The 23,769-nt window shown below is 42.8% G+C and carries 21 protein-coding genes and 1 tRNA gene; 12 read left to right on the top strand and 10 right to left on the bottom strand.

Features of this window, described 5'->3' with window-relative positions:
• Window positions 1-44: 44 nt before the first annotated feature.
• Both VXQ11_RS08995 and VXQ11_RS09000 read right to left on the bottom strand, forming a co-directional pair.
• Window positions 45-3,140 (bottom strand): multidrug efflux RND transporter permease subunit, encoded by a 3,096-nt coding sequence (locus VXQ11_RS08995; protein ID WP_416705867.1) that lies wholly within the window; start codon window positions 3,138-3,140, stop codon window positions 45-47.
• Window positions 3,141-3,398: 258 nt separating this feature from the next.
• On the bottom strand, window positions 3,399-5,000 hold the full coding sequence (locus tag VXQ11_RS09000; protein WP_416705868.1) for an isocitrate lyase: 1,602 nt from the start codon (window positions 4,998-5,000) through the stop codon (window positions 3,399-3,401).
• A gap of 659 nt (window positions 5,001-5,659) precedes the next feature.
• On the opposite strand from VXQ11_RS09000, the gene VXQ11_RS09005 reads away from it, so the two are divergent.
• The 3 genes from VXQ11_RS09005 to VXQ11_RS09015 all read left to right on the top strand — a co-directional run bounded on the left by VXQ11_RS09005 (window position 5,660) and on the right by VXQ11_RS09015 (window position 8,439).
• The gene (locus VXQ11_RS09005) at window positions 5,660-6,649 is read left to right on the top strand and encodes a LysR family transcriptional regulator (protein WP_064096319.1); all 990 of its coding nucleotides are present in this window, start codon (window positions 5,660-5,662) and stop codon (window positions 6,647-6,649) included.
• Window positions 6,650-6,776: 127 nt separating this feature from the next.
• Window positions 6,777-8,099 carry a hemolysin family protein gene (locus VXQ11_RS09010; RefSeq protein ID WP_064096320.1) on the top strand — a complete coding sequence of 441 codons (1,323 nt, stop codon included), beginning with the start codon at window positions 6,777-6,779 and terminating at the stop codon, window positions 8,097-8,099.
• Between the two features lie 61 nt (window positions 8,100-8,160).
• Window positions 8,161-8,439, top strand: coding sequence for a hypothetical protein (locus VXQ11_RS09015; RefSeq protein WP_416680768.1), 279 nt, complete (start codon window positions 8,161-8,163; stop codon window positions 8,437-8,439).
• 37 nt (window positions 8,440-8,476) lie between these two features.
• Here the strand turns inward: VXQ11_RS09015 and VXQ11_RS09020 are convergent, their stop codons facing one another.
• A complete protein-coding gene (locus VXQ11_RS09020; RefSeq protein ID WP_064096322.1) occupies window positions 8,477-8,983 on the bottom strand; it encodes a hypothetical protein in 507 nt (168 codons plus the stop codon).
• 173 nt (window positions 8,984-9,156) lie between these two features.
• Between VXQ11_RS09020 and VXQ11_RS09025 the strand changes: the two genes are divergently transcribed.
• From VXQ11_RS09025 to VXQ11_RS09035, 3 genes are all read left to right on the top strand, one after another.
• Window positions 9,157-9,885 carry a hypothetical protein gene (locus VXQ11_RS09025; protein ID WP_416680766.1) on the top strand — a complete coding sequence of 243 codons (729 nt, stop codon included), beginning with the start codon at window positions 9,157-9,159 and terminating at the stop codon, window positions 9,883-9,885.
• Between the two features lie 171 nt (window positions 9,886-10,056).
• A tRNA-Leu gene (locus VXQ11_RS09030) sits at window positions 10,057-10,142 on the top strand.
• 93 nt (window positions 10,143-10,235) lie between these two features.
• On the top strand, window positions 10,236-10,919 hold the full coding sequence (locus tag VXQ11_RS09035) for a hypothetical protein (RefSeq protein ID WP_416705869.1): 684 nt from the start codon (window positions 10,236-10,238) through the stop codon (window positions 10,917-10,919).
• 33 nt (window positions 10,920-10,952) lie between these two features.
• On the opposite strand, the gene VXQ11_RS09040 is transcribed toward VXQ11_RS09035, so the two are convergent.
• From VXQ11_RS09040 to rlmE, 4 genes are all read right to left on the bottom strand, one after another.
• Window positions 10,953-11,267 carry a DUF5713 family protein gene (locus VXQ11_RS09040; protein WP_064096325.1) on the bottom strand — a complete coding sequence of 105 codons (315 nt, stop codon included), beginning with the start codon at window positions 11,265-11,267 and terminating at the stop codon, window positions 10,953-10,955.
• 108 nt (window positions 11,268-11,375) lie between these two features.
• Window positions 11,376-12,227 (bottom strand): dihydropteroate synthase, encoded by an 852-nt coding sequence (gene folP / locus VXQ11_RS09045; protein WP_416680764.1) that lies wholly within the window; start codon window positions 12,225-12,227, stop codon window positions 11,376-11,378.
• 314 nt (window positions 12,228-12,541) lie between these two features.
• The gene (gene ftsH, locus VXQ11_RS09050; protein WP_064096474.1) at window positions 12,542-14,431 is read right to left on the bottom strand and encodes an ATP-dependent zinc metalloprotease FtsH; all 1,890 of its coding nucleotides are present in this window, start codon (window positions 14,429-14,431) and stop codon (window positions 12,542-12,544) included.
• 132 nt (window positions 14,432-14,563) lie between these two features.
• Window positions 14,564-15,214 (bottom strand): 23S rRNA (uridine(2552)-2'-O)-methyltransferase RlmE, encoded by a 651-nt coding sequence (gene rlmE / locus VXQ11_RS09055; RefSeq protein ID WP_064096327.1) that lies wholly within the window; start codon window positions 15,212-15,214, stop codon window positions 14,564-14,566.
• Window positions 15,215-15,409: 195 nt separating this feature from the next.
• On the opposite strand from rlmE, the gene yhbY reads away from it, so the two are divergent.
• Complete coding sequence (gene yhbY, locus VXQ11_RS09060) at window positions 15,410-15,733, top strand: ribosome assembly RNA-binding protein YhbY (RefSeq protein WP_064096328.1); 324 nt, start codon at window positions 15,410-15,412, stop codon at window positions 15,731-15,733.
• An 11-nt stretch (window positions 15,734-15,744) separates the two neighbouring features.
• Window positions 15,745-16,284 carry a DOMON-like domain-containing protein gene (locus VXQ11_RS09065; protein WP_064096329.1) on the top strand — a complete coding sequence of 180 codons (540 nt, stop codon included), beginning with the start codon at window positions 15,745-15,747 and terminating at the stop codon, window positions 16,282-16,284.
• Window positions 16,285-16,441: 157 nt separating this feature from the next.
• Here VXQ11_RS09065 and VXQ11_RS09070 read toward each other — a convergent pair whose 3' ends face one another.
• Both VXQ11_RS09070 and VXQ11_RS09075 read right to left on the bottom strand, forming a co-directional pair.
• Window positions 16,442-16,666 carry a hypothetical protein gene (locus tag VXQ11_RS09070; protein ID WP_064102856.1) on the bottom strand — a complete coding sequence of 75 codons (225 nt, stop codon included), beginning with the start codon at window positions 16,664-16,666 and terminating at the stop codon, window positions 16,442-16,444.
• 102 nt (window positions 16,667-16,768) lie between these two features.
• Window positions 16,769-17,257: a hypothetical protein gene (locus VXQ11_RS09075; RefSeq protein WP_416705870.1), complete on the bottom strand. Its 489-nt coding sequence runs from the start codon at window positions 17,255-17,257 to the stop codon at window positions 16,769-16,771.
• A 309-nt stretch (window positions 17,258-17,566) separates the two neighbouring features.
• Between VXQ11_RS09075 and carA the strand changes: the two genes are divergently transcribed.
• The 3 genes from carA (at window position 17,567) to greA (ending at window position 22,521) form a co-directional block, all read left to right on the top strand.
• Window positions 17,567-18,709: a glutamine-hydrolyzing carbamoyl-phosphate synthase small subunit gene (gene carA, locus VXQ11_RS09080; protein WP_064096332.1), complete on the top strand. Its 1,143-nt coding sequence runs from the start codon at window positions 17,567-17,569 to the stop codon at window positions 18,707-18,709.
• Window positions 18,710-18,722: 13 nt separating this feature from the next.
• Window positions 18,723-21,953: a carbamoyl-phosphate synthase large subunit gene (carB, locus tag VXQ11_RS09085; RefSeq protein WP_416705872.1), complete on the top strand. Its 3,231-nt coding sequence runs from the start codon at window positions 18,723-18,725 to the stop codon at window positions 21,951-21,953.
• Window positions 21,954-22,044: 91 nt separating this feature from the next.
• Window positions 22,045-22,521 (top strand): transcription elongation factor GreA, encoded by a 477-nt coding sequence (greA, locus tag VXQ11_RS09090; protein WP_144724369.1) that lies wholly within the window; start codon window positions 22,045-22,047, stop codon window positions 22,519-22,521.
• Between the two features lie 73 nt (window positions 22,522-22,594).
• Here greA and VXQ11_RS09095 read toward each other — a convergent pair whose 3' ends face one another.
• Window positions 22,595-23,188: a TetR/AcrR family transcriptional regulator gene (locus tag VXQ11_RS09095; RefSeq protein ID WP_416705874.1), complete on the bottom strand. Its 594-nt coding sequence runs from the start codon at window positions 23,186-23,188 to the stop codon at window positions 22,595-22,597.
• A 137-nt stretch (window positions 23,189-23,325) separates the two neighbouring features.
• On the opposite strand from VXQ11_RS09095, the gene VXQ11_RS09100 reads away from it, so the two are divergent.
• Complete coding sequence (locus VXQ11_RS09100; protein WP_416705875.1) at window positions 23,326-23,721, top strand: RidA family protein; 396 nt, start codon at window positions 23,326-23,328, stop codon at window positions 23,719-23,721.
• Window positions 23,722-23,769 lie beyond the last annotated feature (48 nt).

A 23,769-nucleotide genomic window follows, 5' to 3' on the forward strand; every position in this document is an offset into this window, starting at 1 on the left:
CCCGTCAATACGGGGATTTTTTAGCTTTGCAGTCTTTGTGTATATTAAGCACGCGATTTTTTAATGATCAGTCGACGAATCAGAACATACATAAAGGGAATAAAAATTAGAACCAGCACAGTTCCAAAAATCACCCCGCCCAGTACACTTACCCCGATTTCCTGACGGCTCACCGCGCCGGCACCAGTAGCAAAGACCAAAGGTAAAATCCCAGCGCCAAATGCCAAAGAAGTCATCAGAATTGGGCGAAAACGCAAAGATGCACCTTCAAGAGCCGCTTCCACTACAGATTTGCCTTGTTGCTGTGCCAGCGAAGCAAATTCTACAATCAGAATGGCATTTTTACAGGACAGGCCAATAGTAGTCAGCAAGGCAATCTGGAAATAGATATCATTTGGGAAACCAGCCAGATAACTGAAAATGATATTACCACCAATACCCAATGGAATCGCAGACATGACTGCAGTAGGAATACTCCAGCTTTCGTACAATGCCGCCAGACAAAGAAAAATAAAACCAATTGAAATCAGATAAAGCCAAATGGCCTGATTACTCGACTGTTTCTCCTCAAAGGAAAGACCGCTCCAGACCACATCGACTCCCTCCAGTTCGGCAATCAGTGCTTCCACATCCTGCATAGCCTGACCTGAACTGCTATCTTTGGCCCGGTCTGCTTCCATTTGCAGCGCGGTATAGCCCATAAACCGGTTCACCACTTCAGGGCCACCACTCCAGTCCACTTGCGAGAAGTTGCTAAAAGGTACCATCTGATTCTGGTCATTGCGTACATGCCACTGCGCCAGATCTTCCGGCTTGGAACGGAATTCTGCATCCCCCTGCATAATTACCCGTTTAATCCGGCCACGATCAATAAAGTCATTGATATAACTGCCGCCCCAGGCACTGGATAAAGTACTGTTAATCGCCGATTGGGTCAGACCATTGGCCATGGCCTGTTTTTGGTCGATATTGACGCGCAACTCTGCTTTGTCCGGATTAGAACGTTTGCCCAGGTTTTCAAAACTGGTGTAATTGCCGGTCTGAGCTTCCAGTGCTTTAAACTGCTGTTCCAGATATTGTCGGCCATTGCCATTAATATCACGAATCCAGAAATCCAGACCATCCGTTTGTCCCAGACCATTGACTGAAGGTGGCATGGACACGTTAATTTGTGCATTGCGATTGCCTTGAAAATGCTTCAGGGCCCGTTCACGAATCGCTTGTGCGGTATTGTCCTGACCTGAACGCTCATCCCAATGTTTCAATGCCACAAAACCGGTCGCCAGATTCTGACCAGTTCCAGAGAAATTTCGCCCATAACGGATCATCACCAGATTGACATTGGCTTGTTCCTGATCGAGAAAATATTGGCGGACTTGCTCTCCGATCTGAATGGTATTTTTCAGCGGTGCGCCCTCCTGCAATTTAATCTGCAGACTTAAAATCCCCTGGTCTTCAGCCGGCAAGAAACTGGTCGGCAAGGCCCGGTAGAACAGACCGAATACACAGATCAATCCGGCAAAGATCACCAGACACACCGCCTGATGCCGGATCGTCATCTGAGCCAGTTTAAGATAGCGCTGTTTCAGATGATCCAGTTTCCGGTTAAACCATGCACCCCATTTGGCTGGTTGAGGATTTGGCTTGAGAATGAGGGCACACAGTGCGGGAGTCAGAACAAGCGCCACCATCAGGGACAGAGACATGGCTGCAACCAGGGTAATAGAGAACTGACGGTAAATCACCCCGGTAGAACCGCCAAAGAAAGCCATGGGAATAAATACTGCGGTCAGCACCAAAGTAATCCCGATCAGTGCCCCACTAATTTCCTGCATGGACTCTAAAGCTGCCTCCTGCGCAGACAGATTCTGTTCATGCATCAGACGTTCGACATTTTCTACTACCACAATTGCATCATCGACCAGCAGGCCAATTGCCAATACCAGAGCGAACAATGTGAGCGTATTGATACTCATCCCAAGCGTATAGAGGACTGCCATCGTCCCCAATATCACCACTGGAACCGTCACAGTTGGGATTAAAGTCGCACGCCAGTTCTGCAAGAAAATAAACATCACAATGATCACCAGAATCACTGCTTCAAACAGGGTTTTTACAACCTCTTTAATTGATTCCTGTACGAAAGGTGTATTGTCCCGTGGGTAGGCAATTTTGTAGCCATCAGGCAATTGCTGAGAAATCCGGGCAATTTCAGCTTTAATCAGATTAGAGGTTTCAATAGCATTCGCCCCTGAGGCCAGTGAAATACCCAGACCTGCTGATGGATAACCATTATTGGTACTATAAGACTGATAATTTTCAGCACCCAGTTCCACCCGGGCAATATCTTTTAAATAAATAAAGCTGCCGGCACGATCCGATTTGACAATAATATTCTGGAATTCGTCCACGGTTTTCAGTCGCGAACCCGAAGTGACTTTGGCATTCAGGTATTGCTCCTCCACTGCAGGCAAATCTCCGATTGCACCTGCAGCGACCTGGGTATTCTGGGATTCGATTGCGGCACGCACATCACTTGGCATCAGGTTATATTGTTTTAATTTCCTTGGGTCCAGCCAGATCCGCATCGCATATTGCGACCCGAAGACATCCACCTCACCAATTCCCTCGATCCGGGAAATATCCTGTTCCAGATGGGTCATCAGATAATCAGAAAGTTCAATATTGTTGCTGCGTCCGGATTCATCGTACAGGCTGATCACCATATGCGTATCACCAAGCGACTTAAAGACATTAACACCTTGGCGTTGTACATCTTCTGGCAAGCGGTTCAGAACGCCATTAATCGCATTTTGTACCTGCACCTGTGCGGTATCCGGATCGGTACCATTTTCAAAACTAATGCTGACCCGGCTACGCCCCGAAGAATCACTACTCGAACTAAAATACAGCAAATGATCGATACCTTTAATCTGCTGTTCCAGCACCTGGGTCACGCTTTCTTCTACAGTTTCCGCAGAAGCACCGCTATAGGTTGCTGCCACTGTTATCCGTGGCGGTGCAATATCCGGATAACGTTCCACTGGCAAGTTCATTACCGCGAACATGCCAATTGCCATGACCATAATCGCCAGTACTGCAGCAAAGATCGGGCGGTGGATAAAAAATTTAGACAGCATAAGTCCGAGTCACTTTTAATTAATTGGGGATAGAGGTCGTGCAAAATACAAGCAGTCTATATTTGAATATTCAGTGACATAGCAGCAGATTGCAAGAATTAAACACATAAAACTGCGATAAAAACCAATCATGGAGAAATTATGGATAATCCCTCTTGAGCACATTTTTGAGATCGCTCTTCCCTATTTATTAATAGCATTTTTCCAAACAAAAAACCCTGCAGATGCAGGGTTTTTTTGGTGAATCAATTGAGCGGATTAAGCGCTGAACTGGTTCATTGTGTTTTTAGAATCATCACCAGCTTTCAATGCATTGTCACCAGCGAAGATTTCTTTGTGGTCATCACCGATGTCAGAACCAGCCATTGCCTGGTGTTTCACACAAGCGATACCACCACGGATTTCTTTACGTTGTACGCCAGCAACATAAGCCAACATACCTTCAGAACCGAAATAACCTTGAGCAAGCTCATGCGTAGAAAGCGCAGCTGTGTGGTAAGTCGGAAGAGTGATCAAGTGATGGAATACACCTGCTTCACGAGAAGCGTCTGCTTGGAATGTACGTACTTTTTCGTCAGCTTCAGCAGCCAATTCAGAATCGTCGTACTCAGCGCTCATCAATTTAGCGCGGTCGTATGCAGATACGTCTTTACCTTCAGCAACCCAACGGTCGTACGCTTGTTGACGGAAGTTCAGTGTCCAGTTGAATGATGGAGAGTTGTTGTAAACAAGTTTCGCATTTGGCACAACTTCACGTACACGATTAACCATGTGAGCGATTTCAGCTACGTTTGGAGTCGCAGTTTCGATCCAAAGAAGGTCAGCACCGTTTTGTAAGCTAGTGATACAGTCAAGTACAACGCGGTCGATTTGTGTGCCTTCACGGAACTGGTACAAGCCAGAAGCAAGACGTTTTGGACGGTGAAGTTTACCATCACGTTTGATCAGGATTTCATCTTCTTGCGCTTCAGAGATGTCAATTTCTTGAGTGTCTAAGTAGCTGATGTATTGAGAAGCGATGTCGCCTGGCTCTTTAACCACTGGGATTTTTTGAGTCAAGTCAGCGCCTTCAGAGTCAGTACGTGCAACAATGATACCATCGTCCAGACCCATTTCCAGGAATGCATAGCGAAGTGCGTGGATTTTCGCGATGAAATCTTCGTGTGGAACAGTTACTTTACCAGCCTGGTGACCACATTGTTTCGCATCAGAAACCTGGTTTTCGATTTGTAGTGCACAAGCACCCGCTTCGATCATTTTCTTGGCAAGCAAGTAAGTTGCTTCTTCGTTACCGAAACCAGCGTCGATGTCCGCAATGATTGGCACAACGTGAGTTTGGAAGTTGTCGATTTGTGAAGTGATTTCAGCTGCTTTAGCAGTATCGCCCGCTTCTTGAGCTTTTTTAAGCGCACGGAAAAGATCATTCAGTTCTTTCGCGTCAGCTTGACGTAAGAATGTGTAGATTTCTTCAATCAATGCTGGAACAGATGTTTTTTCGTGCATAGATTGGTCAGGAAGTGGACCGAACTCTGAACGAAGTGCTGCAACCATCCAGCCAGAAAGGTAGATGTAGCGACGTTCAGTTGTACCGAAGTATTTTTTGTTCGCAATCATTTTTTGTTGCGCGATAAAACCGTGCCAGCAACCTAATGATTGAGTGTATTTGCTAGAGTCGGCATCATAAGCAGCCATATCACGACGCATAATTGCCGCTGTATATTTCGCAATGTCCAAACCAGTTTTGAAACGGTTTTGAAGTTGCATACGCGCAGCATCTTCAGGACTGATGTCTGCCCAAGTGTTACCGAATTTCGCTTTTAATTCGCGGATTGCATCAATCGCTGTTTGGTATGTAGTCATGATATATTCCTGTAATAATATTAGGATTTTTCTGCAACGAACCGCTCAAATCACACCCTCAATGACTTGTTCAGATTTTCGACGATCCGTTGGGATAACTAAAGATTAGTTGGCTTATGAAAATTAATCCAATAGTCTGCAAGAATCTTCAGTATTTATTTAAAAAATGAGTAGATCAAAGTCTTAGTAAAGTTTCAAAACAACAAATTAAAACACTGTTTTATATAAATTTATTGAAAAATATTAATGAGTAAAATTTAGACATGAAGGTTAAAAATAATTCATTAGACTTAAGTCTGGAACGGGGTCAGATACTATTTTATTTCACAAAATAAAGATTTATGATTATTTCTTAGTCTTAAGACATGAATTTATTGGTTTATTTTTCACGCAAATATTCATATATCAAACTCATAATATCTACCTATAAAACTAGTGTATTAAGGGTTGGTCTCTAGAGAGCAAGTTACTAGATCAGCTTTCAGAAATCCCTCCTATTCCCCTTAGCAACCCCCCTTGATAATCCAGCTCAACCTAAACAAATTCCATAGACTATGGTTGTTTTATCATGGCTTTTTTTTCATCGGTGCTTTACACAAAGCCCGTCAGTTATGGCATAATGAGCATAATTTCTTGTATTTATTCTCGGTATTTCTTTTATGAATCTGGAGCGAGTTGATCTCAATCTATTAATTTATCTTGATGTACTTCTTCGCGAAAAAAATGTCACCCGTGCAGCAGAACAATTGGGTGTTACCCAGCCTGCCATGAGTAATATTTTACGCCGATTACGCAATTTATTTAATGATCCCCTCCTGATTCGTTCTTCTGAAGGCATGACACCCACTGAACGTGCTTTGGAATTGCAGCCCCGCATTCGGGATGCCCTGGCTGACTTGTCCATGATTCTGGAACCGCGTACCGAGTTCCGTCCATATACCTCAAATCGTGTCTTCCGGATCATGACCTCGGATTATGCCGAAGCCACTTTAGTACCACGCTTAGTCAAAGCCTTGCGTTCAGAAGCTCCAAATGTTGTTCTCGACTTCCTGACGCCAAGTGACGTGTCTTATCGGGATATGGAGCAGGGCAAGGTCGATCTGGCAATCAACCGCTTTAATGAGATTCCGCAAAGTTTTCATCAGGTATTGGTCTGGCGTGACAGCTTTTCTTGTCTTTTAAATAACAAGCATCCTGCCGCAAGCAACTTAAACCTTAAAAGTTACCTGGATGCACAGCATATCTGGGTTTCTAAAACCGGTATGGGTGTTGGTTTCGGGGTGAATCCTGAAAAACAGGCCGGTTTAGGCTGGATTGATCAGGCTTTGGAACGTATTGGCCAGAAACGTAAGATTTCGGTATTTACCCGTCATTATCAAATGCCAGGCTTATTAGCATCCAATGTAGATCTGATTGCAACACTGCCTTCACGTATTGCGCGCTTGCAAGCCAAAAATCACAATCTGATTTTAAAAGATCCGCCGTTTTATATTCCGGAATTTGAATTGAAAATGGCGTGGTGCCCATTATTGCATCATCATCCGGCACATCGCTGGTTACGTCAGCTGATTTTATATGTTGCACGGCAAATGATTGAAGAGGAAAATCGTGAATTCCTGAGCAATAATTCTCAATTTTCAAACTATTAACCTTACAATCTTCTAAATTCTTATTTTTGAAGATTATACTTTGAGGACTTGAGCTGTCATTGTTACACCTCAAGTCTTTTTTTATGCTAAAAATATCCTAAGATATTATTTATCCACAGGTGGATTTGTGAGCCTCTTACAAAATATCGTGATTATCTTAATACTCATCGCGGGGGCCGGTTTTTTATCTTTAACAGAAATCGCCCTCGCAGGTGCCCGTAAAGTCAAACTGAAAATTCTGGCTGAATCGGGTGAACATCGCGCTCAAAAAGTTTTAGATCTACAAGAAAATTCTGCTGACTTCTTTGCAGCCTCTCAAATTGGTTTAAATGCAGTCGCCATTCTCGGTGGTATTTTAGGTGAAGGCGCTTTTCGTCCTTATATTTATAATTTTGTTTCCCGCTTTTACCAAGGACCTTGGGCTGAAAATATCAGCTTTGCGCTTTCCTTTACTGTCGTCACTTCATTATTTATTTTATTTGCGGACCTGATGCCGAAACGTCTGGCCATGATTGCGCCAGAAAAGATCGCAGTCTCAGTCATCGAGCCAATTCAGATTTTCATTAAAGTCTGTAAACCTTTGGCTTGGTTCATTAACGCGATTGCCAACATGCTGTTCCGTCTGTTTAAAGTGAATACCATCCGTGATGACAATATTACTTTTGATGATATTTCTGCAGTGATGGATGCCGGTGCACAGGCCGGTGTACTCCAGAAGCAGGAACACCATTTCATTGAAAACGTATTCGAGCTGGAAGAACGTAACGTGCCTTCGAGTATGACCACACGTGAAAATGTGGTGTTTTTCACCTTGAATGAACCTGAAGAAAGTATTCGGCAAAAGCTGGCGGAATATCCCTATTCCAAATTTTTGGTATGCAGCAATGACATTGACAGTGTGATTGGCTATGTGGACGCCAAAGACATTCTGGTGCGTATTCTGAATAACCAGTCACTGCTGCAGCTCAATGAAAATACCATCCGTAATGTCCTGACCATTCCGGATACTTTGACCTTATCGGAAGTTCTGGACCGTTTCCGCTCTACCAAGGAAAAGTTTGCCGTCGTCATTAATGAATATGCGCTGGTCGTTGGAGTGATTACCCTTTCCGATATTATGATTACCGTGATGGGTGACTGGGTGACGCCAATTGAAGCCGATCAGCAAATTATTAAACGTGACAACAATTCCTGGCTGATTGAAGGCAGCACCCCGATTGAAGACATCAAGCATGCGCTTGAAATTGATGAAATGCCTGATGATGAAAACTATGAAACCATCGCTGGCTTCATGATGTATAAATTACGCAAGATTCCACGTCCTGCAGATGCAGTGATATTTGGGGCTTATAAGTTTGAAGTGGTGGATGTCGATCATTTTAAAATTGACCAGTTACTGGTGACCCGCTTAATCGAAACCAATTCAGTTATTCAAGAAGAATCAGATTAGTCTGGTTCTTCTTTCTAAGAAATAGTCAAAATTATTCTAATAAAAAATCATAAGGTGAGTGATGAATATTTCTGCATTATTGGCATGTCTGTTTTTTTATTCCGCCCTATATTTATTTTATTTCTTTTTTGCCAAACTGCAGAATCCCCTGCTTTTACTGGCAGCCATCATTCTGATGGTTTTAACCGTTTTCATTATTCCCTATCCGCATGAACGTCGCCGACAAGGTTTCGACTCGACCTTGAGATTTGGAGAGTATTTTTATTGGCCCTTGATCACTTGGTGGCGTTTATTTATTTTGCCCATCAGCTGGCTCATTTCACTGATCTATCGCGATTAAAAAGCACCCGAAGGTGCTTTTTAAAACTATTTATAATTTAGACTTTCGCTAATAAAGCCTCTAGAACAGCTTGATAGTGAATCTGGATATCATCTTCTAAAATTTTATAAGCATTATCGAATTGCACCATAGGCCAGCCTTCTTTCCAGAACGGAAAAATATTGTGCAGGTCATGAGTAACAATGGCATCTTCACGCACAATTGCTTGTGCAATTTGTGACAGTACCTGTGCAGTTTCAGCACCATCAATCGCCATATAATCGATACCGTGTGCTTTTAAAATACGGATCCGGTCTTTTTTATAACGGATTTTTTTGATCTGTGCTGAATTTAAACCCAAAGCCAAAGATACCGCCTCAACAAATTTGTCTTCAAATGACTGATTCAATGCTACCAAGGCTGCTTTATGTGCTTCCTGACGACCAGCTTTACCACCCTGACGAATTGCTGCTTGCGCCTCAGTATTTAGCTCATCCTTTTTCATACTTTGCAGGATGTCTAAAATTTCGATGTCGCTTAACGCCTGAGGAGATTGATCAGTCATAAACTGTCCTTAAAAAATAAATCTTGAATGGACTATTTTCGCATAATTCGACGCTAAAAAATCAAAATCTTCATGATTAAAACAGCGCTACGTTCTGAAACTGCATTTCTTCTGCGATTTTGCGCCAAATCGACTATAGTGCTTCATCTAAATATTAAATTAATCTTAGGATGATGCCCACTAGACAAGTGACGCTGTTGTTACAGCAGCTTAAACGACAGTATCCGGCTGCATTTAAAGGAAATTACCTGTTCTATAGCCAGATCAAAATTCGAGGAATCTGGGATAAAGCCAAGTCTTTTATTCCATGGACTTTGGCCGCCATGATTTTTATTCCCCTCAGTTTGATGTCACGAGATCTGCTAGAGCATGCTTTTATGCAAATCAGCGAATTTCAGGCACAGAGTTATGCCATTTTAGGCATTCTGTTGTTCCTGATGTTGAGTCTTACCTTGATTTTGCAACAGATTCAACATTCTTCTTATTCATTGTACCAGTCATTGCGTCACACTCCGATCAAAATGGCTATTGTGATTCTTTTGCTAGCCTTAAATTTACTGTTTATGAAAAGCAGTTTGCTGATGTGGGCTCTCTTCTTCTTTGGTGTGAGCTTTGGCTTTGTACGCTTTTATCGGGAGAATTTATTCCGAACAAATAGCCAGAATGCTGAACATTACCAGCTGCAACAATTACGTAAAATCTGCTTCTGGGCTTATAAACAGACCTGTCTGATCCGACTAAAATTACGTTTTTATTCAAGCCATGATCCTCGGCATGCCGAACTAAAACAGCAATTAAATCACTATGCCGGGTTATATACGCGACTGCTGAAATATGAGCATCAATATTGCAAAACCATCAAGTATCTGGACATCGATAGTTATCTGAAAGATAACTCATAGTAATATCAATCACTCTTAATTCTCTCTATTAAATATCTACAACTCTTCATTAAGAGAACAGGTAGATAGACCTAGTTTGTAGATAAGAAGTGATGGAATTGCTTGAAAAGAAAGCGATCATTTAGAAATTTGCTTGCCAAGCTTTATTTCGTCCTCTATTATTGCGCACATGCCCGAGTGGTGAAATCGGTAGACACAGGGGATTTAAAATCCCCCGCCCACAAAGCGTGCCAGTTCGAGTCTGGCCTCGGGCACCATTTTAATTTTTATTAAAATGGTGCAATAAAAAACCCAGCATTGTGCTGGTTTTTTTGTGCCTGAATTTTATATTTTTTAGCGCGAAATCCCCCATGTCAGAATTAAAACACTTCGATCTCGCCACATTACAATTACGTCATCCAGACGCTTTTTTCCTGAAGTTGCATTATAGCCGCTTTAAATTTAATGCCCTGCAAAATATCCAGTTTGTTATCGCGATTAATTTACTGTCCCTTCTGGTCTGTGTAGCCTGTAGTATCAGCTCTGTATTTCTGGAATATTATTTTTTCAAAAATGCTACGATTGCCTTTAATGTCACCTTAATTATGCTGATGGCACTACTATATCCTTATATCTGTTATGCGCAATATCAGGCACAGTACAGCTCCAAAACCTATGGTCAGCGTTTACAAAATTGCCTCTATCTGCAAATTCCAATTTTTCTATGTTTGCTGCTTAACCTTTATCTGGTTCATTCGGATGTTCTGGTCATTATCAGCATGATCTTTTTAGCGATTTCCTCCTTTGGGGTGGTTATCCTGGAACCTTTATTTAAAAGTTCCTGTAGCGCAATTGATCAGATCAAATTGCAGAAACTCCGGCAATTGGCTTTTTGGGCTTATCAACAATCCAGATCAAAAACACCACAACCAATTCAAGGTCAGTCAGATCTGCAAGCTTATTACCAGAATCTGTATCAGCAATGCATGAATGAAGAGCAACTATTATTAGGCTCGATTCGCTTTAATAGCTTTAAAGAGTATTTCAATAGATAATAAAAAACCCTGCAGCTGCAGGGTTTTCTTAAATCACCATTCACGATTGGTAATCAGTTCTTCCATTTCAATCTCGAACAGACCATGCTCTTGCACCACCATCATCATGGCTTCGGCAATATAATCTGCAGCGCTATCATCCAGAGATGAATCCAGATCTTCAAACTGAGGTTTCATGACATTAATATCAGCCACAGTCAGATTGGCAAGCTGGTAAATTTCTTGATCTGACAAACCTGATTTAGCGACTTTTTGGGCAAAACGTTCGATGTGCTGCTTGATTTCAGCAACCAGAATATCGGGATAATATTCATCATCGAACATGGGGAGAAGTAAATCTGCAAACATTACAGGCACTCTAAAGGATGACTATCTAATCTAAGCGTGCCTATATAGCATATTGTTGCTTAAAAGCCAAACCACATTGCCAATGTAGGGATTTCCCAGCCTCGCTTTCTAAGCCATTTGCATGGCTTGCCAGACTTTAATCGCATCGGCTGTAGCCTTAACATCATGTGCCCGTACCATGCAGGCACCTTGCTGAATACTCAGTAAATGTGCTGTTGCAGAGCCTACTGCCCGCTCTTGCGGTACTGCACCATCTAGAACTGTCCCGATAAAGCGTTTACGAGATAAAGCAGACAGAATCGGATAGCCCATTTCTGTCAGTTTATAAAATTCGTTCAGCAGCTGTAAATTTTGCTGGGCATTTTTAGCGAAACCAAAACCCGGATCAATCATGATATTTTCCGCTTTTACTCCCACATCCAAGGCATCCTGAACGCGTTGGGATAACTCGCGAATCACATCAACAGTAACATCCTCATATTGATCCAGATTGTTCATTGTGGTTGGTTCACCGCGCATATGCATGATGATCACTGGAATATTCAGCTCTGCTGCGGTCTGCAATGCATTCGGCCGAGTCAAAGCACGAACATCATTCCAGATATGTGCTCCGGCCTGAACCGCTGCACGAATCACTTCAGGTTGCGACGTATCAATCGAAAGAATGACCTTATGTTTGGATAAAGCTTCAACGACAGGCACCACGCGGTGAATTTCTTCCTCCACTTCCACTGCTGCTGCACCTGGACGGGTTGATTCACCACCAATATCAATTACGGTCGCGCCTTCGGCCATCATTTCCAGTGCGCGGGCGACTGCATCTTCTTTTTGATTATGCCGACCACCATCACTAAAAGAGTCCGGGGTGACATTGAGAATCCCCATTACATGCGGCTGGGATAAGTCCAATTTTAAATCACCAAATGTCCATACATGTGGTAACAAAGGCATCAGCTGCATGATTCAATACTCATTTCACAATAACCCCAATATTGTCTTATGGATAGTTAATTAAAGCAAAGATGAATATAACCAATACTTAAATTTTAAAGCAGGTTTTATTTGAATAATGCATAAGTTGGCATTACGGTCATTCTTTCACCTGCAGCCATTCACTGTCTAATATGCTTTAGATATTTGCTATCTTAAATAGTTGAATAATCTCATTCTCATAGTTTATTTTGATGTTATATCGTTTATAGCAAAATCATTTTTTAACCCGTGGCTCAAATGGCTGCAATAAAAAACCACCCGAAGGTGGTTTTTTATTAAGCTTAATTGGCTGGCAATGGTGGAGGTGTCAACGGGCCATCATTTGGTGTTACATCAATCACAGGATTTTCTGCAACATAAACTTTTGGCGGTTGAGGTTCACGACCTTCCATAATGTCACGGATTTGATCCCGATCGATGGTTTCCCATTCCATTAAAGCTTTCACCATCGCATGGGCAACATCTTTTTTACTTTCCAGGATATTGCGTGCGACTTTATATTGTTCATCCAGAATTCGACGAATTTCACGATCAACTTCTAGTTGTGTGGTTTCCGAAATACTGCGGCTACCAATACTGCCCATAAATGATTGCTGTGCATCTTCTTCATAGACCATGACCCCTAGTTTGTCAGACATACCGTATTTGGTCACCATCGCACGCGCCATTTTAGTTGCACGCTCAAAGTCATTGGAAGCGCCTGTTGACATCTGGTTAATGAAGACTTCTTCAGCAATACGACCACCAAACAAAATAGAAATTTCATTCAGCATTTTATCTTTGTAATGGCTGGTTTGGTCAAATTCAGGCAACTGCCAGGTGACACCTAAAGCCCAACCGCGTGGCATGATCGTTACTTTATGCACAGGATCTGTACCTGGCAAACTTTCAGCAACAATCGCATGGCCTGCTTCATGATAAGCCGTCGCTCGACGCTCTTCCTCACGAAGAACCATCGACTTGCGCTCAGGACCCATATACAGCTTGTCTTTTGCATCTTCAAAGTCATGCATATCGACAGTGTTTTTGTTACGGCGTGCAGCAAAGAGTGCAGCTTCATTCACCAAGTTTGCCAATTGCGCACCTGAGAAGCCCGGTGTACCACGTGCAAGCACTTTAACATCCACACCTGTCACTGAAGGCAATTTTTTCAAATGTACATTCAGAATTTGTTCACGACCCTTGATATCTGGCAAGCCAACAACCACCTGACGGTCAAAACGGCCTGGACGAAGCAAAGCTTTATCCAGTACATCTGCACGGTTGGTTGCAGCAATAACGATAATACCTTCATTACCTTCGAAGCCGTCCATTTCTACCAGCATCTGGTTGAGGGTCTGTTCACGTTCATCGTGACCACCACCAGTACCTGAACCACGATGACGACCGACTGCATCAATCTCATCAATAAAGATGATACATGGTGCATGGCGTTTAGCCTGTTCGAACATGTCACGCACACGTGATGCACCAACACCGACAAACATTTCAACGAAGTCGGAACCTGAAATACTAAAGAATGGAACTTTAGCTTCACCTGCAATGGCTTTAGCAAGTAGGGTCTTACCTGTACCTGGAGGCCCCACCATTAACACACCGCGTGGAATACTTGCACCCAGACGTTTAAATTTGGTTGGATCTTTGAGGAAATCTACGATTTCGACCACTTCCTGCTTGGCTTCATCACAACCAGCTACATCGGTAAAAGTGACTTTAATCTGGTCTTCAGACAGCATTTTGGCTTTAGATTTACCAAAACTCATTGGGCCGTTTTTACCACCTGCACCGCCACCCATGTTGCGCATAAAGAACATGAATAACAAAATGATTAAAAGTACAGGGAAACTTGCAATAAGCAACTGCATGAGCAAGCCTTGACGCTGTGGTGCTTCACCTTCGACCACAACATTATTTTTAATGAGGCTTGGCATCAGCTCAGGATCCTGAACTGCCGGACGAATACTTTCAAACTCTGAACCGTTTGTTTTTTCGCCACGGATTCTTTCGCCGTCAATCACAACTTGTTTAATTTGGCCAGCATTGACCGCGGCAACAAACTCTGAGTAGTTCATTGTAGTCGGTTGATTGCGGTCACTGACGTTGCTGAAGATTAACACCAGCACACCCAGTATCACGAGCCACAATACGGCATTCTTAAAAAGATCGCTCAAAGCTTTATTCCCATTCCAATCTAATTTGATCATGCCCTGTTCAGGGTGACCTTAATACTTAAGCTGTAAATCAACTTACAATTATATGAAAACTTACAAAATGCACAATTTTTAACGACTTGGCAAGTAGACTTATTTTAAAGCCTTCTTACGTCCCTGCCCAATCAGGAAAACTTCCTTGGAGCGAGCACGTGATGCCAAAGGTTTAGATGTTTTAAGAACATCAAAACTATCAACCACTTGCTTACGAAATTCGTCAAAACCTGAGCCTTGGAAAACTTTTACCACAAATTGACCTTTGGGGCCTAACACCTTATTGGCAAAATCCAGTGCAAGTTCACACAAGTAAATCTGACGCGGTTGATCTACAGCCTTATTACCTGATGTATTGGGGGCCATATCTGAAATTACAACGTCTACAGTACGACCATCTAAAATTTCTAACAGTTTCTGGAAGACTTCTTCCTCCCGAAAGTCGCCCTGCAAGAACGTTACATCCGGTAATGCATCCATTGGTAAAATATCAGATGCAATCAATAAACCCTTGTCACCGACTAGCTTACCGGCGATTTGCGACCAACTGCCGGGTGCGGCACCCAAGTCGACCACAGTCATGCCCGGTTTGATGATTTTGTACTTTTCTTGCATCTCTAAGAGCTTATATGCTGCACGCGCACGATAGCCTTCCTTCTGTGCTTTTTTCACATAAGGATCGTCTAAATGCTCTCTCATCCAATCACGACTACTTTTAGATAACTTTTGGTTGGTAATGCGTGTAGCCATAACTCTCTAAATAAAAAAACGTCTAATTATTAATTGTACGTGAAAAAGACATATTTTGCAGTATACATGTGTATCTAAATCTAGGAGTTTTGCTCCTTATCAGGAGATATGCGCAGTGATTATTTCCTGATAATTTAAAGCGTTTGTTTTTTGATTTTGCTATACTAAGCCGTTTTAAAATTCAGGTTATCTCTCATGGCGTCTTTATCTATTCAGGAACGTAAGCGTTTACGTCAAATCGGACATGCTTTAAACCCGGTGGTTATGCTGGGTGACAAAGGCCTGACTGAAAATGTTATCGAAGAATTGGCGCGTGCTTTAAACGACCACGAACTGATTAAAGTAAAAATCGTGGCCGAAGATCGCGAAGCACGTTCAGCACTGATTACTGAAATTGCAGAAGCAACTGGCGCTGAGGTGGTTCAAACTATTGGTAAGATTGCACTGCTTTACAAGAAAGCTGCAAAACAAAACCAAAAATTGTCCAACCTTGTCCGTTTCGCTCATCTTTCAAACTAAGTACAGGACTTATGGCAAGTTACGAACTTAGCGCATTTGATCGCCGTTTTCAGGCCATCTCTCTGGTTGCCGCCATTGAACAGCAAGGCCCATGCAGTTTAAATGTGGGCTTCTGGATTCGTGATCCCAATCAGTACATCCTGTGGCCCGACATGGTGACGGCTCATCCTCGTCAGGATTTCCTGTGGGAACAGACCTGCTTCGAAATTTTTATTGGGGTTCAGGGTGAAGATTTTTATCGTGAGATTAATCTCTCCCCTTCTCAGGCCTGGCAGGCTTATCAATTTGAAGAATACCGTTATCCTGAAGATATGCCACCGCAGGCTGCGAATGATATTGAGTTGAATCAGCTCAAACGTACGCATTATGGTCTCAATGTCAGTCTGGATCTGACTGATTTTATGGCAACCCATAAACTGAAATGGGAAAACTTGTTCCTGGGTTTATCTGCTGTTCTAAAAACCTCGCAAGGTGATCAGTTCTATGCCATGCAGCATAGTAGCCCTCAGGCAGATTTTCATAATAAACGCGACTGGCTGCACATATTTTAAACAGGTTGATGCCAGATGTTGGGTTAGCCACTAGAATGGGTAACAGGCGAATAAAACGTGAGACTTGAAGTCTCACGTTTTTTGTTTAAAACAATAAAATCATCTTGATCGTGTATTTCATTATTATGGAGTTTAGATTATTTCCCGTGTACATGTTTTAATGATGCAGATGATGCTGTTCCTGAATAGATTTCACGGCAGCATAGAGTATAAAAGCAAAAGTAATGATCATTAGAAGAATGCTCCCAAACACTGGTCCGAGTATTCCAAGACATAACAGGATTACACCCAGATAAAGTATGCGCCTCAATCCGCTTTCCAGATTCAGCAGCATGATCAATATCAGTAAAATAAGTACACCTATAAAATAATGCTGTGGCATCGTGACCCCCTCTAATTGTTATTGTGAGTCCGTTTTGCTGCATAAAGACAAAGGAGAACATATCATTGTTCTCCTTTTTAAATAGCGGCCTTTCAGCGCAGCCTAACTTTTCAGCTCAGGACTTTTGTATGAGCTTTCCGTCTTCATGACGGGTTTAACTTTTTTCAATACTTCAATGGTACTGTCTTTAGAACGTTTAAACGTACCAGTCAAATGCTCTTTATGCTTGGTCGAAATCTGACTGACATCTTCTTTCAGCTCTTTACCCAGATTGGACAGGTCTTCAATGACCGCGCTGAATTCTGTCTTGATAAAGCTTTTTAATTCAGTTAATTCTTTCTGCGAACCGAAAATCTGCTCTTTTAAAGTATCAATACGCTGCAACACTTCCTGCTTTAATTGACGCAATTGTTCCTGCACAGTATCAGTTAACTGCTTCGCTTCGACCTCAAGCTTTTCTTTACTTTCTTCGATGGTTTCAATTGCCTGATCTTTAGCCTCAACCGCCACTTTTTCAAGCTTTTCGGCAGTTTCACTGACTACGCTTGGGGTAACTTTTTTAGATGTAGTAGATTTCGGGGCTGTAGTCATTTGTCTTATTCCTATTGTTATGTTGACTTAAGCTATATTAGTAGATCTGATAAAAATTAAGATTTGATTTGTCTGACAATTATTAATTGCTTACATTTTTTCACATTGTCTACAAAACAGACTTCCATGCAAAAAGCAAGCCATTTATCTCATACTTTCGCTGCAAAGCCATTGGACTTCAAGGGTCATTCTGCGTATAATGCCGTGTTAAGTTCAAGCGAGCAGACATAGGAGGGTTGGTTAAAAAAATAGCCTTCCTTTTTTTTCGTCTTCTCGCTTTTTTACAGCCTAAATTTCAGGAGCTTTGGTTTGAGCACCCCAGCAATTTTAGCCCTAGCCGACGGAACTATCTTTAAAGGTACTTCGATTGGCGCACCGGGTAGTACGACTGGCGAAGTCGTTTTCAACACTGCCATGACTGGCTATCAAGAAATTTTGACTGATCCAAGTTATGCACAGCAACTTGTAACTTTAACTTACCCACATATCGGTAACACGGGTTGCAATGAAGAAGACACAGAATCAGGTCGTATTCATAAAGTATGGGCGAACGGTTTAATTATCCGTGACCTTCCTTTATTACACAGTAACTTCCGTGCTGAACAATCACTAGGTGAATATTTAGTACAGCACAATGTAGTTGCCATTGCTGACATCGACACGCGACGATTAACACGTATTTTACGTGATAAAGGTGCACAAAACGGTTGTATTCTTGCAGGCGAAAACATCACTGAAGAAGAAGCACTAGAAAAAGCACGCGCATTCGGTGGTTTGAATGGTTTAGACCTTGCAAAAGAATGTTGTGATCCTGACGGCTTCGAGTGGACTGAAGGTTCTTGGACTCTTGGAAAAGGCTTCTCCCAACCTGAACTTAAATTTCATGTTGTTGCATACGATTACGGTGTCAAAACCAACATCTTACGTATGCTCGCAGACCGCGGTTGTAAATTGACTGTTGTGCCTGCGCAAACTCCTGCTGCTGACGTACTTGCACTGAATCCAGATGGCGTGTTCTTATCGAACGGCCCTGGCGATCCGGCTGCATGTGACTACGCAATTGAAGCTGTAAAAACAATTGTAGAAGATGCCCGCAACGTACCTGTATTTGGTATCTGCCTGGGTCATCAAATTCTTGCGCTTGCAAGCGGTGCTCAGACTGTGAAAATGCCTCACGGTCACCACGGTGCCAACCATCCTGTACAGAACATCGAAACTGGTACAGTGATGATTACTTCACAAAACCATGGCTTTGCAGTGGATGCAGATACATTGCCTGCAAACCTTAAAGCGACGCACAAATCGCTGTTCGACCAAACCCTTCAAGGGATTCATCGTACAGACAAGCCTGCGTTCAGCTTCCAGGGTCACCCTGAAGCAAGCCCTGGTCCACATGACTGCGCACCATTGTTCGATCATTTCATCGAACTTATCGAAGCATCTAAGAAGTAATTAAGGAAGCATCATGGCTAAACGTACAGACATTAAAAGCATCTTAATTCTTGGTGCTGGTCCTATTGTGATTGGTCAGGCGTGTGAGTTTGACTATTCAGGCGCGCAAGCGTGTAAAGCTCTTCGTGAAGAAGGCTACCGTGTTATTTTGGTGAACTCTAACCCAGCAACCATTATGACCGACCCTGCAATGGCAGATGCAACGTATATCGAACCGATTACCTGGCAAACTGTTGCAGCGATCATTGAGAAAGAACGTCCAGACGCAGTTCTTCCTACTATGGGTGGTCAAACAGCATTGAACTGTGCCCTTGCCCTTGATGAGCACGGCATTTTAGAAAAATATAATGTTGAATTGATCGGTGCGACCAAAGAAGCAATCGAAAAAGCTGAAGACCGTAAACTGTTTGACCAGGCAATGCGTAAAATCGGTCTTGAATGTCCGAAAGCTGACATTGCTGAGTCAATGGAAGAAGCTCTAGAAATTCAAGCTCGCTTCGGCTTCCCTGTGATTATCCGTCCATCTTTCACCATGGGTGGTTCAGGCGGCGGTATTGCATACAACAAAGAAGAATTCATTGAAATCTGTGAACGCGGTTTCGATCTTTCTCCAACCAAACAGTTATTGATCGATGAATCATTAATTGGCTGGAAAGAGTACGAAATGGAAGTTGTTCGTGACAAAAACGACAACTGTATCATTGTATGTACCATTGAAAACTTTGACCCAATGGGCGTACATACAGGTGACTCAATCACTGTTGCTCCTGCTCAAACGCTTACAGATAAAGAATTCCAGTTACTACGTAACGCTTCTTTAGCTGTACTTCGTGAAATTGGTGTTGAAACAGGTGGTTCGAACGTTCAGTTCGGTATTAACCCGAAAGATGGCCGTATGGTTGTGATCGAGATGAACCCGCGTGTTTCTCGTTCATCTGCGCTTGCATCGAAAGCAACTGGTTTCCCGATTGCGAAAATCGCTGCAAAACTGGCTGTAGGTTACACGCTTGATGAGCTGAAAAATGACATCACTGGCGGTACAACACCTGCATCATTCGAACCTGCAATCGACTACGTTGTAACCAAGATTCCTCGTTTTAACTTCGAGAAATTCCCACAAGCTGATGCGACTTTAACTACACAGATGAAATCTGTCGGTGAAGTCATGGCGATTGGTCGTAACTTCCAGGAATCTGTACAAAAAGCCCTTCGTGGTCTTGAAGTGGGTGCTTCTGGTTTTGACGAAAAAATTGAAGTGGGTGCTGAAGGCGCGCGCGACAAAATCTTGCAAGAACTTAAAGTACCAGGTCCAGAGCGTATCTGGTATGTGGGCGACGCATTCCGTCACGGCTTTACTTTAGACGAAGTATTCGCTGCAACGAACATTGACCGCTGGTTCTTGATTCAAATCGAAGACATCATTAAAACTGAAAACCAAATCAAAACTTTAGGTTTTGGTGATTTAAACGCGGAGAATATCCGTAGCTTTAAACGTAAAGGTTTATCAGATCTTCGCATTGCGGACTTGATGGGTATTTCACAAAAACAATTCCGTAAACACCGTTGGAATCTGGGCGTAACGCCAGTTTACAAACGTGTCGATACATGTGCTGCAGAATTCGAATCTGATACAGCGTACATGTATTCAACTTACGATGAAGAGTGTGAAGCCAACCCTTCAACCCGTGACAAGATCATGGTGATTGGTGGCGGTCCTAACCGTATTGGTCAAGGGATCGAATTCGATTACTGCTGTGTACACGCGGCGCTTGCAATGCGTGAAGATGGTTATGAAACCATTATGGTGAACTGTAACCCTGAAACGGTGTCTACAGATTATGACACTTCAGATCGTTTGTACTTCGAACCAATTACGTTGGAAGATGTACTTGAAATCGTACGTATCGAGAAGCCTAAAGGCATTATCGTACAGTACGGTGGTCAAACACCATTGAAATTGGCGCGTGCTTTAGAAGAAGCTGGTGCACCAATCATTGGTACATCACCTGACGCGATTGACCGCGCAGAAGACCGTGAACGTTTCCAGCAAATGATTCAACGTCTGCAACTTCGTCAACCAAACAACAGCATCGTAAAATCTGCTGAAGAAGGTATGGCTGAAGCGTCTAAAGTTGGCTACCCACTTGTAGTACGTCCTTCTTACGTCCTTGGTGGTCGCGCGATGGAAATCGTGTACAACGACGAAGAACTCAAACGCTACTTACGTGATGCGGTTCAGGCATCAAATGAAGCGCCTGTTCTTCTTGACCGCTTCTTAGATGATGCGATCGAAGTTGACGTAGACTGCGTATCTGACGGTAAAGATGTGGTAATCGGCGGTATCATGCAGCACATCGAACAAGCGGGTATTCACTCAGGTGACTCAGCATGTTCAATTCCTCCTTACTCTCTATCTAAAGAGATTCAGGACGAAATGCGTCGTCAAACTGTGGCAATGGCAAAAGAGCTTGGCGTCATTGGTTTGATGAACGTTCAGTTTGCGGTTAAAGGTGAAGACGTTTACATCCTGGAAGTGAACCCACGTGCATCACGTACTGTACCGTTCGTTTCTAAGTGTATCGGCGAATCTTTAGCGAAAGTTGCTGCACGTTGTATGGCAGGTCAATCTCTTGAGTCGCAAGGCTTCACATCAGAGATTATTCCTGAACACTTCTCTGTAAAAGAAGCCGTGTTCCCATTCAACAAATTCCCTGGTGTTGATCCGATCCTTGGTCCTGAGATGAAATCTACAGGTGAAGTGATGGGTGTGGGTAAAACATTCGGTGAAGCATTCTATAAAGCTGTACTGGGTGCAAATGAGCGTTTACCTGGTCTTCCAACTGAAGGTGAAGTCAAACATGCTTTCATCTCGGTACGTGACTCAGATAAACCACGTGCTGCCGGCATTGCGAAACAATTAATTGACCTAGGCTTCAAGATTCTTGCGACTGATGGTACATTTAAAGTGATTAGCGAAGCTGGTCTGGAATGCGAACGTGTCAATAAAGTAACTGAAGGTCGTCCTAACATTGTGGACCGTATCAAAAACGGCGAAATCCACCTTGTGATTAACACGACTGAAGGCAAAAAGGCACAAGAAGACTCATTCTCGATCCGTCGTTCAGCGCTTCAAGGTAAAGTGTATAACACAACTACATTGAATGGTGCGGACGCTGTATGCCAAGCTTTAGCAATTAAATTGCCAATGGATGTATATCGTTTGCAAGACCTAACTAAAGGTTAATTCGCTTCCAAGAAGTCCCGCTACCTTCTTGGTGGCGGGCTTTTTTTTATTTATAGATTTTATATCTTTCAACTGACTTTTGAGGGACAACATGCAACGTTATCCTATGACACCTGAAGGCAAAATTGCCTTAGAGAAAGAATTACACCAACTGAAAACAGTTGATCGCCCACGTATCACCGCTTCGATTGCGGAAGCTCGTGAACACGGCGACTTAAAAGAAAATGCAGAATACCATGCAGCACGTGAACAGCAAGGTTTCTGTGAAGGCCGTATTCAGGACATCGAAGGCAAACTGGGTGCAGCTCAGGTGATCGATGTCAAAGAACTGGAACAGAATGGTCGTGTGGTTTTTGGTGTAACAGTCACGATTGAAAATCTGGATACTGAAGAACAGAAAACCTACAAAATTGTAGGCGATGACGAAGCAGACTTTAAGATTAACAAGATCTCTGTAAACTCGCCGATTGCACGTGGCCTTTTGGGTAAAAGCGAAGGCGACGATGTGAAAATCAATACACCAAACGGTGAAGTTGAATACGAAATTGTAAAAGTTGAATATATCTAAATATTAGATACTTAAGCTTAAAAACCCCCTCAATTGAGGGGTTTTTTACCTTTACACGCTTCCTACAAACGAATTAGTGCTGTGCTTCTTTTAAAAACCCCGAGGCAAATAAATTAAATGCATGTAAAGCCTTAGGCAGTACCTGCTCAGGATATTCGCTAGAAGCCACCCAGAGTGCTGCATTCATTGCAGCACCATTTAAAAATACCGCAGCAGCTTCCGGATCAACTGTTTTAATTCGGTCTGCTACCAACAGTTGTTCAACACATTCACGCGTGGACTGCAAACATCTGTTTTGACTTGGCCAATGTGCAGGATCACCTAGCACAGCCGGTCCGTCACGCAGCACAATGCGCTGGAATTCCGGCTTCAAGGCATTTTGAATATAGGTTTGACCTTCAAGCAACAATCCTTCCCACAGATCATCAGGCTGCTCCAGATGTTGCTGCGCAGATAAAGCCATTTCCGAATCGATCTGTTCGACTACTGCAGCAAATAAGCCCTTTTTATCACCAAAATGATGATACAACGCACCACGGGTCAATCCTGCCTCTGCAGTAAGCTTATCCATTGAAGTGTCCGCATAGCCATATTCTGCAAATGCACGGCGTGCCACTTCAATTAATTTCTTGCGGGTTTCCGCCATCTTTTGTTCACGGACAGACATTTATTTTCATCACACCATCTTTATAAAAATTTTAATTGACATACGCATCGTATGTCAATTATTTTGACATACGATGCGTATGTGAAAGTTGGACTGCTTTCACTCACTTATAAATTAGATGTTGAATGAGAATAGACATGACTAGAACTGCGATATTTCCCCAAGACCGCCATGCCCTATATGAACAGCATGGTTATTCTGCTGCGATCAAATCGGAAGATTTACTATTTGTATCGGGTCAGGTCGGTAGCCGTGAAGATGGCTCTCCTGAACCGCATTTCGAAAAACAGGTAGAACAGGCTTTTGAAAATTTAGCTTCGACATTGGCAGCGGCTGGTTGTACATTCGATGATATTGTTGATGTCACCACCTTTCATACTGATCCGGAACGGCAGTTCGAAAGCATCATGAAGGTGAAAAATCAGGTGTTTACGCAAAAGCCTTATCCTAATTGGACAGCTGTAGGTGTCACGTGGTTAGCAGGTTTTGATTTTGAAATTAAAGTGATTGCCCGTATTCCTCGTAGCACTTAAGCAAGGTCAGCACGTGCTTTAATATTCGATTCACTAGCTGACTTGAGA

This window comes from Acinetobacter sp. 197 (genome assembly GCF_048148385.1).
Taxonomy (GTDB): Bacteria; Pseudomonadota; Gammaproteobacteria; order Pseudomonadales; family Moraxellaceae; genus Acinetobacter; species Acinetobacter pecorum.